The sequence below is a fragment of the Vibrio sp. UCD-FRSSP16_30 genome, assembly GCF_001676025.1.
In the GTDB taxonomy this organism is placed as follows: domain Bacteria; phylum Pseudomonadota; class Gammaproteobacteria; order Enterobacterales; family Vibrionaceae; genus Vibrio.
Window position 1 is genome coordinate 19,238 of sequence record NZ_LZFW01000008.1, and the last position, 13,585, is coordinate 32,822.

Genomic DNA, 13,585 nt, shown 5'->3' on the forward strand with positions numbered 1-13,585 from the left:
CGTTACCTCCTAGCTACTTTGGTTTAGTTGCTGTGTAAGCTGGCATTGGTATTCACAGATTGTTGAACAAGTGAGTTTGCTCCAGCATTTTGCGCAACTGTTGTAATACCAGCAATGTGACTCATACCGTTTATAGAATTTGAAGTAGTAACATTGAGTGCACCTGCGGCTGATCCTGTAGGAGGTACATCTTTGTCTTTGCTTGGCTTATCCTGACTACTACCAAAGTTACCATTAACATTGGCATCATTACCTCTGACGGCTCCCTTTAGATCTGAATTAGCGACAACAACATTTGCTTTGACGTCGATACTATTACGTTCATCATATGTAAAACTATCTCTAATATCCAATGTTGAAGTTGTTTGTGATGCAGCAGCTTCTACTGGGTCCTCTGAATCACCGCCACCACCATTACCACCACCACCATTACCACCACCACCACCACCAGCTAAAGCACTACCACTAAGTAAAATGGCCGCAAAGGCAATTGCTAGGTTTGTTTTGTATAGACTCATAATAATTTCCCCGTTTCCTTTCTTCTTCAGTTGAGGTTTGTTGCAAAATACTACGTTACTCTCACAGCTCCTCGAGAGTTCTGTGATTATAGGTAAGAGAAATTAATCTGGGGTTGAGCAAATGGCACTGATCGTATGGATTGATGTTTTATTAATATTAATTTCTTTTAAATCAGTTAATTAACGTGGTTTTTTTGAAAGGTTGTTTTGAGTATGAATAGGAATGTTAAAATAGTTTGACTAAGGTTTAGAGTGAAAATTATCAGTGAATGACTTAATTTACGGGTACTAATGATTCGAATGTTTTTACCTCCGAAAAACAAGTTCTTAACAGTAAGTATGAGCCGTTTTCGTTAGAAGAATTACGGCATGTTTAAGGCTTAGATTGGGCATGAACTCAGTCTTAGTTAGTACTAATTGCTTTCTCTATGGTTAACTTTGAACTATATTTTTGTATAAATATTAACCAGCACAAAGGATGGTGGCATAGCTAAGTTGTCATGTTAGCCACTACTAGAGCGTTACCAATGAGCACTAGAAATCTACTGATCTTAGCGGAGAAGAATCTACAGACGAGTTTGTTAGAAAAACAACTGTCATCTTGTCTAGATTTAAATGTATTAGTCTATTTACCAGAGGAAGCCATTTCAAAAAGTCATAGTTTGGTGACTGATCTTGTATTAATTGAACATAGCTATTTATGTGCGATGGAAGGGCGGTGTTTGCTTCCGGACTTTGACGTGCTCAATTGGCCTTTGCTGGTGCATGATGTTCCTGCAAATTTAGTTGATGAAGACATTTTACGTTGGAAGCAATTGAAGGGAGTTTTATCGAAAAACGCATTAATAAAGCACATCAATGAAAGTATTGAATATATTTTAAATGGAGGCTTATGGTTGCCACGCCCTTATATGGAGCGATTAGTCTCTAATTATCGATGCAGTGATCTTTCTAGTGAACAACAAGATTCAGGTCTAACATCTCGCGAGCAACAAATTTTGGATCTTCTTGCCTACGGAATATCCAATAAACAGATCGCATCTCGCTTATTTTTATCTGAGAGTACTGTAAAAAGTCATATCTATAAGCTGTATAAAAAACTCAATGTTCATTCTCGACATGACGCTGTTAGGTATGCGCGAATGAATGATTACTCATTGACTAAATCCTAGCAGCTTACCTTTACTCTATTCTGAGTATTCAATTCATCGTGTAGATAGATCACATTTTTAACGCAAATTTTGTTTTAAAGCTACAATTGACCCTAAGTAGAAAGGTTTGATTAATTACAAGGTCTACCATTAAGGATGGTTAGATCTTGAAGTAGCTTAAAAGGATATAAAGCTAATGAAAAAGCACATTCTCACGATTCCCCTGATGCTGTTGATTTCATCAACTGCATCCTCAGCTGAGTCTGACAATATTACATTCTCTCATTTTTATGGGGGAGTAAAATTAGGCAGTGCTAACTATGGTGACTTAGGATCATCAGTTACCGATGCTACCAGTGTCGATGACTCCCCTTTTTCTTGGGGCGCATTTTTTGGTATTCAAGCCTTACCATGGTTGGCGTTTGAGTTAGGTTATCATGACTTAGGTAAAGCCGATTTAAAGGATGTTTCGGGTAGTTATGATGCAAAAACACTGGATTTAACCGCGAAGGGATCTTACGAATTGGTGGATCGCTTATCGGTATTCGGCAAAGTAGGCTTTCAAGCCTATGAATGGAATGCAAATGGTGAAAATGTCTATGAAGATGACAAAGGCTGGACTCCTCATTTAGGTATTGGGGTTGAGTATCAACTTCATAAAAAATGGTCAGGAGCACTAGAGTACACTTGGTATAATGATATTGGTGGTCCAGATATAAATTATTACGGCATTTCAGCAACTTATCATTGGTTCTAACCAGTCTCACACAGTAACGGTATACAAATGCATTGGTTTAAGAATAAGCCAGTGCATTTTTTTGCATGATACTAATCAGCATCCACAGACACCTCCCAGCTTGATTTACTCTCCTTTTATCTCTTACTTTAAAGTTAATTCTCAATGAAAATTTAGTGTTTGAGCACATTTTATTATGAAAGAATGGCTTAATCAGTGTGGTCGATCTTTTTATTGGTGTGATTTCTTTTTTTTGTGATTTATTCCTGAAAAACAAAATATTGTTAGTTGTTGTTATTAGTATGTTTTTTTGCTTGGTCACTATTTCATACAGTAACTTTGTATTTAGAGTTAAAAGTAAGTTGTTGGCAATATTATTTGTGATGTGAATCAATTTACCTTTGCAACATTGCCGTGTTGATAGTCACACTTTTGATATAAAAATAGTTTCATTCTATGTTTGATTTATGGTGAAATCGACTTTTATTTTTGATTTTAATTATTAAAATCAATTACTTAGCATTGATTTGGGGCGATATTCTAATCGTTTTCTGGCTTACAACTAAATTTGCAAAGCAAATTAACTCAATTTAAATTGTAGGTAGAAATTAAAATAAATAATAAATTTTGAATATAGAAGGGATGGACAATGTTAAAGAAGAGTTTAATCGCTACCTCTGTGATTACCGTGCTTGTGGGCTGCTCATCGGCGCAGAACTCAGTGCAAACTACAGTAGATCAACTGGCTAATAATCTTGATATTAAATATGAAGTATTAACTAACCATGGAGCAAACGATGGTCTGAAGTGTCAAGACCTAGGTGCGGAGTGGGCATCATGTAACCAAGTTAAGATGACACTGACCAATGATGGTGAAGCAGTGGATTCAAATGACTGGGCTATTTATTTCCATAGCATTCGTTTGATTCTAGATGTCGATAGCGATCAATTTAAGATTACTCGTATTACCGGTGATCTACATAAACTTGAACCCACCGATAAATTTGCTGGATTTAAAGCCGGTGAGAGTGTTGATGTTGTCTTTACTGGCGAATACTGGCAGTTATTTGAAACTGACTTCTTCCCAGGCGCATTTGTTACAGCTGACAATGCAACGCCAAAACAATTAGTGTCTCTAAGTAATGTAGACATGACGGACTTTGTTACTGGTCTTGAAGGCGACAACCTAAAACGTACACCTGGCGATAATAATGTCTTTGCTACAGCAGCAACACGTTTTGATAAAAACAGCGACGTGAAAAAAGAAGACGTTTCAGCTGCTATCATTCCTGCACCGGCATACACCAAAGTAAAAGAAGGTACTTTAGATATCGCTGGTGGTTTGAAGCTTGATACGGCGGCATTCTCTGCTGATCAGGTACAAGCATTACAAACTCGCGCCGATCTATTAGGTGTGAACTTACAAGGTAAAACCCCACTTAAAGTGGCTATTACGCCAGCTGAATTTAAAGACGAATTCGCTAAAACAGGTGCATACACTTTAGATATCGCAAAAGATCATGTTGAAATTAAAGCATTCGATGAAGCAGGTGCTTTCTACGCAATGCAGTCTATCTTTGCTTTAGTGAACCTTGATGCACCAACGCAGCTTCCTTTGCTAGATATTAAAGATGCTCCACGCTTTGATTACCGTGGCGTAATGGTTGATGTCGCACGTAACTTCCACTCTAAAGACGCTATCTTAGCAACGCTTGATCAACTTGCGGCGTACAAGATGAATAAACTTCACCTTCACTTGTCTGATGATGAAGGCTGGCGTTTAGAAATTCCTGGTTTACCAGAGCTTACAGATATCGGTTCTAAGCGCTGTTTCGATCTAGAAGAGAAAACGTGTTTGTTGCCACAGCTAGCATCAGGTTCTACGACAGACAACTTTGGCTCAGGACACTTTAGCCGCGCAGACTACCTTGATATTTTGAAGTATGCGAAAGCGCGTAACATCGAAGTTATCCCTGAGATCGATATGCCAGCACACGCACGAGCGGCTGTTGTTTCTATGGAAGCTCGTTACGATCGTCTGATGGCGGAAGGTAATGAAGAAGCCGCTAACGAATATCGTCTAATGGACCCGCAAGATACGTCTAACGTTACTACGGTTCAGTTCTACGATAAGAGAAGTTTCATTAACCCATGTTTAGATTCTTCATCTCGCTTTGTAGACAAAGTGATTACTGAAGTTGCTGCTATGCACAAAGAAGCAGGCATGCCACTAACAACTTGGCACTTCGGTGGTGATGAAGCTAAAAACATCAAGCTAGGCGCTGGATTCCAAGACATTACCGCAGAAGAAAAAGTGGGCTGGAAAGGTAACATTGACCTAACAGTACAAGACAAGCCATTTGCTAAGTCGCCACAGTGTCAGGCGCTAATTAACAGCGGCGCAGTTAACGACTTTGAACATATCCCAAGTCACTTTGCAGAAGAAGTATCAAAACTGGTTGCTAAGCACGGTATTCCAAACTTCCAAGCGTGGGAAGATGGCTTGAAATACAGTGAAGGTCCAGAGTCATTTGCGACTGAAAATACTCGCGTAAACTTCTGGGAAACACTGTACTGGGGTGGCGCAACTAATGTTTATCAGTGGGCAGACAAAGGTTATCAAGTAATCGCCTCTAACCCTGATTACGTGTACATGGATTTCCCATACGAAGTTGATGCAAAAGAGCGTGGTTACTACTGGGCGACACGTGCAACTGATACTCGTAAGATGTTCACATTTGCACCTGAAAACATGCCACAAAATGCTGAAACTTCAGTAGACCGTGATGGTAATGGCTTTGCTGCGAAGGGCGAAGTTGCAGCCAAACCTTTCCTTGGTTTGTCGGCACAACTTTGGTCTGAAACAGTTCGTACCGATGAGCAGTATGAATACATGGTATTCCCTCGCGTACTTGCAGCTGCAGAGCGTGCATGGCATGCCGCTAGCTGGGAAAATGAGTACAAAGCAGGCGTTGAATACTCACAAGAAACCAGCCTTGTAAATAAAGATGCATTGCTATCTGATTGGACTCGTTTTGCCAATGTTATGGGTCAACGTGAACTGGCTAAGCTTGAAAAAGCAGGTATTGACTATCGTTTACCAATTCCAGGAGCAGAAGTTGTTGATGGTAAATTAGCGATGAATGTTCAATTCCCAGGTGTTGAACTGCAATACTCAGTTGATGGAACAAACTGGGTAACGTACCAAGATGATAAGCGTCCATCTGTATCAGGTGACGTTTGGATTAAGACTGTCTCTGCAACAGGAGAGAAAGAAAGCCGAGTTACAATGGTGAAGTAACGTTAAAGTAGGGTGTTTACTTCCTTTTTGGCCAGCACTAGTTGCTGGCCTTTTTTATGCCACCAATAGACGGCTTAATTTCGCTCATTTCTTTTCAATTATTTTTCTTCAAACGAATGTATCCCACCAGTTTCATCGTGAAGCATTAATCGTCGGTTTCTATTTGATAAACTAGCCTTAGAGTCGCTTGATTACAGACTGATTAGAATTCTATGGCAGTTAAAGACATGTGGTCAGGGTGAGATCACGAACGTTATTTGAACAAAATCATGTGCATTATAGGAACAACTCTTTGTGGAATGGATTTGTGGAATGGATGCCACAATGAAGCCATCAGGATGATTTCACGGCGTCTTGTGGAGATGATGCAGATGATTGTCGATATGTTCACTCATGCGTTCGCCCTAGGCGTGTGGTAGGTTGAGGTTGATAGATTGTGTAGGGCGGGAGAGGGTAATGAGTGTCAAGTACGTTGAGTTTTATGGCATATACAAAAGAGGCAGTGTCATTCCTTAAATATTAGGAATTAACACTGCCTTGTTTGATTAGTTAATGACTTTATTTGATTGTTTTTAAAGTATTTTCATGGTTGCTGATCAAAGCGATATTATTGCTCTAATAGCCATTTTAAAATGGCAATCTTCTCTTCTTTAGATGACTTTTCGTACCAATAAGACATCATTTCTGTTGGTTTAGCATCGCTTTTGAGCTGCGTAGTTATGTCAGTTCTATTTTCAAACGCCCATGTGCTAAATGCTTGTTGTTGTTGCGGCGTAGCTTCTGCATACCAGTACTGAACCATTTCTTCTGCTTTAGAGGTAGCAACTACTTGAGTTGTTTGTGGGGCTGCAGTGACGGCAACTGTTGGCGCTTTGTTCGCGTTCGCTTGCGCTGTTTTATGGACAGTGTCTATGTAGCCAGCTGGAACTGAAAACTCTGTGGTCATTGTTGAATTACTTGAAACTAAGGTGAAATCTAACCCCTTTGCAGAAGCTAAACTAATATTTTCAGGGCTCATTGGAAAGGTAAAGTACTGGGTTGCAGTACAGTGCTCATTACAGCTAGAAGTAGATTGCAGTGTTCTTTTTAATGGAAATTGCTGACCGTTATAAGTGACGGTTTTGTACTCATCATAGCTTTGGAAATAGCTTACATTCATGGCTATATAAGATGACGATGTAACATTATTATTTAGTGGGTAGTTGTCTACAAAATTCAGTGAAGATTTCAGAATACTTGGGCCTTTAATTGCTTTGAACTCAGGCTTATATTCCTTACCAGTCACTTGTACATGGTTCAATTGGGTATCTACGCTTGCAATCGAATTGCTGAAGTCACTAGATGAATCCAGTGCTGTACACGCACTTAGAGCCAAAGGTGTTAATGCAACAATCCACGCCTTATTTTTATACAGCATCATAAACTCTCTCGTTTAAATTAAAGTCATTTCACAAAGGATATTGGCTATCAAATATTCGTATACTTGTCGTCCTATTCATTGGCAATATTGAACCTTAATAGTGACTAACATTTAGTTAAATGGTGATAGAAATAAAAAACGCTGACTTTAGTCAGCGTTTTGATTTTATGTCAGTTACTGAGCCTTAATATAGGGCTAGCCTTCAGAAATGAGACTTAGAAGCCGTATTCAAGACCGAAGCGAGTAACGATATCTGTGTCTTTTTCTGCAGTGAAGTCAGAGCGAGCTGCAACACGTACGTATGGTACAAAGCCGTTAATTACGCCCATAACCTGAACAGATGCGATGCTGTTCGCATCATCTTGTGAAGTGCCATTTGTTTCTGAGTCAAAGTTAGCCGCGTAGCCTGCTTTGATACCTAGAGGACCATTCCACCATTGACCAATCACAGAGATAGAGTCTTGAGTTTGCTTGCCTTTAGATACGTCAGCTTTGTTATCAACTTCTTCGTGTTTAAATGCTGCTGCGATACCAAATCCTGCCGGAAGACCTGCTTCAAAACCAACGATGTAAGCTGAAGTTTCATCTAGGTTAGCACGAGTTGCTGCTTCTGCTGCACCCATTAGAGTTACAGTGCTGAAGCTATATTTAGCATTACCACTGTAGAAGTATGCATCACGAGTTGCGCTACCGCCGCCATTGTCGTTGTCATCACGACCAACAGACGCTGCAAAAGTGAAACCGCCGTAGTTTGCTGAGTCAAAACGAACTTGGTTCGATTGACGATCGTAGTGACCGCTGATGCCGCCCCAATCAAACGTTGCACCAAGACCTGGGTTAGAGAACGGCCAGTCAACAATTTCGTATAAAGGAGTTAGAACACGACCAACACGTAGGTTACCCCAGTCGCCTGAAGCGCCAAGGAAAGTATCACGGAAGCCAAGCACACCGCCAGAAACGCCGCCATGACCCCAATCTGTGTTATCTACATAACCAGATTCGATCTGCATAGTGATTAAGAAATTATCAACCATTTCTTTAGAAGCACGGAAACCAATACGTGATTCATTCTCAACTGCGAAACCAGAACTTGCATCACGGTTGTCAGAGACGTTGTAGTTGACCACAGATATTGCAGCAACACCGTACACATCAACATTAAAATCAGAAATAACGCCCACTTGGCCTGTTTCTGCAGCTGCTACGGAAGCTGTAGCTAACACACTTGTTAGTGCAATAGCGATCGCTGTTTTATTGCATACCTTCTTCATTTGTAACTCCTTGTATAGATACTTGTAGGTTGCTTCTCAGCCACTTTCTAATGTGGGGTGCGACTGTAGATGCATATAATGATGAACACTTTGTAAACTTTCAGATTTCTTTTGTTGTTTGTCGTTTATCAGTTTGTTCTGATGGAGTTATATTCGTTGCTGCTGTAAAAAACTGCAATCTAAACTTAATTTTCATCTCGAAAAATGGGATCAAGTGCACCCTTTATGTGAAAGTGGGCTCAGGATCACTATTTAAAATTGAACTTTTGTTTTCTTTGATTGGTTTAATGTTTTTTATGTATAAGTTGTTGTTTTTTATCGGATTTTATTTTGTGTGATAATATATAAATCATAATATAAATATATTAATGAAGTGAATAAGGCGGAATTTTATTATCTACAAGCCCATGCAATCACGATGATCATGTGTGATTTGCAACTTAATTTTTTATGAGAAATAAATTGATTCTGATAATGAAATTGAATCGCTTAGTTGGTTGTTTATTGTAACTTTATGATAAGTATCACATAATCATATAGAAACCATGTTGCTTGAATAATCACAATACTGACTTTTTATTCCATGAATGGCCATTTCATTGCAATTTGTGTTAATAAACAGTCTAAGTCGGGCATGTATACCAAAACCAAAGCTATTGATGCAGATTAAACCCTTAAATTCGGGGATGGACTGTGGTGATAAGAACTAATGACTATAACGAATTGTATACAAATCTTAGGGTTTTCAGCGGATGAAGGGTATGCAATCAGGAATTAATGGTGAGATTATGCACTACTCGCTATATTGCAGCTTTTGACTATCACGCTAGCTATTCGGTTCTCTCTTTAAATTCAGTGAGAGTTGTGCATTTTTATAAATTGATTCACCGCTTATATGACTTTAAAGGCGATTTTAAAGCCTTTAAATCGAAATTATTGAAAGGTTTAAGAGGTGACTGATTTCATTTATCAAGAGCAATGCAGCCACAGTTGACGTGATCGACTTCACTGTTTTACTTTTCTCAATATAAAGGCAACTAAATTCATATCAATCTCATATGAAGCGCATCTCATTAATGTTGCATATTGCATCTTTATCTGTGATCAAGCGCTTGTTTCTATTTTGTTGGTGAGTTCTAAAGCTATTTTATATAACGAGTAAGCTTTTGTTTTATCAGAGTTAATTATCTTTTTGATTTTTTATGAGTGCGCTTGCTGTGATGCATGTTGTATTGTGGCGGAGTGTGTTTGTTTTTAAAGATAAACCTGCACAGGATATACCCAGTCATAAGAATCTAGTGTCATGTGAAATCTAAAGTAATTAGTCATATGGCATAGACAAGTCAACGGATTTTGACTCTTAGGCAGTCAAACGAGCATAACAAGCTTATTGCTTGATGATTCTAATAATTTCAGTTGGTTAAAACACAGGTATATTCATGAAAAAAATTATAGGCTTAAGTGCATTAGCATTAGTTGTTTCATCTCCAGTTTTTGCATCGTCTTATGTGACGGGTAATATTCAGTTCCATGATGATGGTCGTATCCATGGTTCAGAAACCACATCCACATTAGAAGCCGGTCATACTTTTGATAACAGTCTTGGCGGACTGACGCTGTACACTGAGTTTGATGGTATTCAGCTAGGCGAAATTGTTGATGACAACGGTGGGGCAGGTAGACAAGGTACTTATGTGACTGTTGGTGGTGAACAATCATTTAATTTGACCGATCGCTTGTGGGTTGCGGCAGGTTATCAGCACCTAATTCAAGAAGGTGACTCAATTCAATATCGCCCATTGATTAAAATTGGTTATAACTTTGATAATGGTCTTTCAATTAGTAACCGTACCCGTGCGCATATTGATGCAACCGACAACGATGCTGATACTGATTACCGTATGGATAACTACATTGGCTATACGTTCTCAAACACAGAACTGAAGTTAAGCTACAACAACGTTTATATGATTGATGCTGAAACCATGGATCACGAGGTTCGTGCTACTTGGACTCGTAGTGGTGTTCAGCCTTACTTTGAGTTCCGTAGTCAAGCTCATGGTGCAGACAATGCTGCAGGTAATAGCCTAGTGAACAATGCGTTTGTGTTTGGTGCATCATACGGCTTCTAACATCTATTCCTTAATCGGACACTATTTTTATTGTCCTCTATACACCTAGTCTGTTTGTTAGTGTGTTATTTGCCGAGCTGAATATTTAGCTCGGCCTTTTTACTACGATAGGCGTTTAAAACTCTGCGGTTATCTCATAGGAGGTAAATTTACGCATGTTAATCACACCCGTATCGAAGTATAAATATTGTCCCTTGATACCAAGCAATATTCCACCAACCTCTGCGGTCTTATCAAAATTTAATGAGCTGATCTTGCTTGGATATTCAGTCACTGGAAAATCGATCTCCACGACATCTTCATCCAATCGTTGTATCGCATCTTGACCAAACTGCAGTTGCAACTGTGACAGCTTTTCTTCTATTTGTGGAATCAAATCCTCAGCGCGCTGTTTTAAGTCAATATGTTCAGCTTTACCTTTGAGCATATTTCGCCAATTTGTTTTATCAGAAATAAACTCTTTTAGCGCAGTTTCAACTAATCCTGATTGTAAACGAGAGCTTACCTTAAAAATAGGAAGGGCTTGGTTGGCTCCTTGATCGATCCAGCGTGTAGGAATTTGTGTATGACGTGTAATGCCGACTTTTATTGCGGTGGTGTTTGCTAAGTAAACATAATGCGGAACAAAGCAATTATCCTCACCCCATTGCGGCTCTCGGCAAGTCCCCTTATCAAAATGACAGGTCTCAGGCTTCATGATGCACATATCGCATTTCGCAAGCTTAGTCATGCATGGGTAGCAAAAACCTTGGGAATAACTTTTTTTCGTTTTTCTTCCACATTCTTGGCAGTGAATACGCCCAGAGTGTGTCAATTTTAGAGGTTTACCGATAAGTGCCATCAAATCCAGTGACTGATCATCGAGAGGTAATTGGTAACTGACTTGACCATCAGTTAATACCGAAGTCATTTTACGAATATGACCAGTTATTTGAGTCATGTTTAGATCCTTTAATTCTTAGCCATTGTAGCAATCTTAGTATTATACCGAGTAAATATAGACATTAGTTGCAAAGTTTTATGATATTACCTGAACTGGCTAGTTATTGATTTTGTTATTAAATGTCCTTTGGTAAACACAGTAAGTGTGATCCGTGTTACGTTTATTGCCTTGAATGCCATCAGTGTCATATTAATGACATATTTCGATTGTAACGGCGTGAGATGTAACGCATATTGGTTGCAGATGTTAAATAAATTAAAGGAATGCAAATGAATCACCCAACTATGATTGAACACTCTGAATTTGGTCTTATCGGCCGTATCGCTTTATTCTCTCTTACTGCTCTTGTTGGTACTGTTAGCTTTATACTGTAATCACGTCACTTTAGACGTGGATTCGCTATAAAAGAATCAGATTCAACCTGCAATTATTCTGTAATTGTAAATCATCTACGACTTTTAGTTTGTGCAAATCTTACTGTCTTTACTTAGATCCAGTTCCTGACCGTTGTACATTTATACTTCGGTGCTAAAATAGCGGCAAATTATGCGCTTATCCAAGCAACTGGACTGTTATAAGGTAAATTCAATGACGGTAAAAACTCGTTTTGCCCCAAGCCCAACCGGCTATCTACACGTAGGTGGTGCACGTACTGCACTTTACTCTTGGCTTTATGCTAAAAACCAAGGCGGTGAATTTGTACTGCGTATCGAAGATACTGACCTAGAACGTAACTCTCAAGAAGCAGTCGATGCCATTCTTGAAGGTATGAAGTGGATGGGTTTGGATTGGGACGAAGGTCCTTACTACCAGTCTAAGCGCTTTGATCGTTACAATGAATGTATTGATCTACTTCTTGCCGAAGATAAAGCTTATAAATGTTATGCATCTAAAGAGCTTCTAGAAGAGATTCGTGCAGAGCAAGAAGCTAACAAAGAAATGCCTCGTTATGATGCTGAACATCCTCAAATTGTAGCCGCAAACGCAGCCGCAAAAGACGGTGATGACTTTGTTGTTCGCTTCCGTAATCCTAAGCAGGGCAGTGTTATTTTTGATGACCAAATTCGTGGTCATATCGAAATTAGCAACACGCAGCTTGATGATCTGATCATTCGCCGTACTGATGGCGCACCAACCTATAACTTTGTTGTTGTGGTTGATGATTGGGATATGGGAATTACGCATGTTGTGCGTGGTGAAGATCATATCAACAATACTCCTCGTCAAATCAATATTTATGAAGCACTAGGTGCACCTGTACCAACTTTTGCACACTGTGCAATGATCTTGGGTGACGATGGCGCTAAATTATCTAAACGTCATGGCGCAGTATCGGTTATGCAATACCGTGACGAAGGTTACTTGCCGAATGCACTTAACAACTACCTAGTTCGTTTAGGCTGGTCTCATGGTGACCAAGAGATCTTCTCCGAACAAGAAATGATCGAATTCTTTAGCCTAAATGCAGTTTCAAAATCAGCTTCTGCGTTTAATACAGACAAACTATTATGGCTTAACAACCATTACATTAAATCTTCAGAGCCAGAATACGTTGCTAAATATCTACAATGGCATTTAGATCAACAAAACCTGAATACTGATAATGGCCCAGCGCTTACCGAAGTTATTACTCTTGTAGGCGAGCGTTGTCATACGCTGATTGAGCTTGCACAGCAAATTCGTTACTTCTATGAAGACTTTAGTGAGTTTGAAGCGGGCGCTGCTAAGAAACATCTTCGCGGTGTGGCAAGAGGACCACTTGAACTGGCTCTAGCAAAAGCTGAGGCATTAACTGACTGGACTACTGAGTCTATTAAAGATGACATCATTAAAGCGGTCTGCGATGAGCTAGAAATTGGCATGGGTAAAATTGGTATGCCACTTCGCGTTGCCGTTACTGGCGGTGGTCAATCACCTTCGGTAGATGCAGTGATGGAACTCATTGGTAAAGAGCGTGTTGTCGCTCGTATTAAACTGGCTCTTGCCTTTATTACTGAGCGTGAGGCTAATGCTTAATTAGCATTACTACTTTATTGACCAGTTAAATCACTCAAACCGCTAACTTTCAGTAAGTTAGCGGTTTTTTTGTATTATAGTTACCTAGTGGCATATT

General features: G+C 39.4%; 9 protein-coding genes. 5 read left to right on the forward strand and 4 right to left on the reverse strand.

Features of this window, described 5'->3' with window-relative positions:
- Positions 1-23: 23 nt before the first annotated feature.
- The gene (locus tag A9260_RS05755; RefSeq protein WP_068697057.1) at positions 24-518 is read right to left on the reverse strand and encodes a hypothetical protein; all 495 of its coding nucleotides are present in this window, start codon (positions 516-518) and stop codon (positions 24-26) included.
- A 527-nt stretch (positions 519-1,045) separates the two neighbouring features.
- Between A9260_RS05755 and A9260_RS05760 the strand changes: the two genes are divergently transcribed.
- The 3 genes from A9260_RS05760 to A9260_RS05775 all read left to right on the forward strand — a co-directional run bounded on the left by A9260_RS05760 (position 1,046) and on the right by A9260_RS05775 (position 5,706).
- Positions 1,046-1,690: a helix-turn-helix transcriptional regulator gene (locus A9260_RS05760; RefSeq protein ID WP_068697145.1), complete on the forward strand. Its 645-nt coding sequence runs from the start codon at positions 1,046-1,048 to the stop codon at positions 1,688-1,690.
- A 175-nt stretch (positions 1,691-1,865) separates the two neighbouring features.
- On the forward strand, positions 1,866-2,426 hold the full coding sequence (locus A9260_RS05765; RefSeq protein ID WP_068697059.1) for an outer membrane beta-barrel protein: 561 nt from the start codon (positions 1,866-1,868) through the stop codon (positions 2,424-2,426).
- 628 nt (positions 2,427-3,054) lie between these two features.
- Entirely contained in the window at positions 3,055-5,706 is a 2,652-nt protein-coding gene (locus A9260_RS05775; protein WP_068697062.1) for a beta-N-acetylhexosaminidase, read from the forward strand.
- A 607-nt stretch (positions 5,707-6,313) separates the two neighbouring features.
- Here A9260_RS05775 and A9260_RS05780 read toward each other — a convergent pair.
- Positions 6,314-7,126, reverse strand: coding sequence for a DUF2057 family protein (locus A9260_RS05780; RefSeq protein ID WP_068697064.1), 813 nt, complete (start codon positions 7,124-7,126; stop codon positions 6,314-6,316).
- Between the two features lie 215 nt (positions 7,127-7,341).
- Positions 7,342-8,397, reverse strand: coding sequence for a porin (locus A9260_RS05785; protein WP_068697065.1), 1,056 nt, complete (start codon positions 8,395-8,397; stop codon positions 7,342-7,344).
- Positions 8,398-9,836: 1,439 nt separating this feature from the next.
- On the opposite strand from A9260_RS05785, the gene A9260_RS05800 reads away from it, so the two are divergent.
- Positions 9,837-10,529: an oligogalacturonate-specific porin KdgM family protein gene (locus tag A9260_RS05800; protein WP_068697077.1), complete on the forward strand. Its 693-nt coding sequence runs from the start codon at positions 9,837-9,839 to the stop codon at positions 10,527-10,529.
- A 115-nt stretch (positions 10,530-10,644) separates the two neighbouring features.
- Here A9260_RS05800 and A9260_RS05805 read toward each other — a convergent pair whose 3' ends face one another.
- A complete protein-coding gene (locus tag A9260_RS05805; protein ID WP_082957068.1) occupies positions 10,645-11,469 on the reverse strand; it encodes a DUF2797 domain-containing protein in 825 nt (274 codons plus the stop codon).
- Positions 11,470-12,060: 591 nt separating this feature from the next.
- On the opposite strand from A9260_RS05805, the gene gltX reads away from it, so the two are divergent.
- Positions 12,061-13,488: a glutamate--tRNA ligase gene (gene gltX / locus A9260_RS05810; protein ID WP_068697078.1), complete on the forward strand. Its 1,428-nt coding sequence runs from the start codon at positions 12,061-12,063 to the stop codon at positions 13,486-13,488.
- Positions 13,489-13,585: the final 97 nt, after the last annotated feature.

Excerpts from the sequence above, each read along its gene's own strand:
- A9260_RS05805 (WP_082957068.1), bottom strand. The coding sequence starts at position 11,469 with ATGACTCAAATAACTGGTCATATTCGTAAAATGACTTCGGTATTAACT.
- gltX (WP_068697078.1), top strand. The coding sequence starts at position 12,061 with ATGACGGTAAAAACTCGTTTTGCCCCAAGCCCAACCGGCTATCTACAC.
- A9260_RS05780 (WP_068697064.1), bottom strand. The coding sequence starts at position 7,126 with ATGATGCTGTATAAAAATAAGGCGTGGATTGTTGCATTAACACCTTTG.
- A9260_RS05755 (WP_068697057.1), bottom strand. The coding sequence starts at position 518 with ATGAGTCTATACAAAACAAACCTAGCAATTGCCTTTGCGGCCATTTTA.
- A9260_RS05800 (WP_068697077.1), top strand. The coding sequence starts at position 9,837 with ATGAAAAAAATTATAGGCTTAAGTGCATTAGCATTAGTTGTTTCATCT.
- A9260_RS05765 (WP_068697059.1), top strand. The coding sequence starts at position 1,866 with ATGAAAAAGCACATTCTCACGATTCCCCTGATGCTGTTGATTTCATCA.
- A9260_RS05760 (WP_068697145.1), top strand. The coding sequence starts at position 1,046 with ATGAGCACTAGAAATCTACTGATCTTAGCGGAGAAGAATCTACAGACG.
- A9260_RS05775 (WP_068697062.1), top strand. The coding sequence starts at position 3,055 with ATGTTAAAGAAGAGTTTAATCGCTACCTCTGTGATTACCGTGCTTGTG.
- A9260_RS05785 (WP_068697065.1), bottom strand. The coding sequence starts at position 8,397 with ATGAAGAAGGTATGCAATAAAACAGCGATCGCTATTGCACTAACAAGT.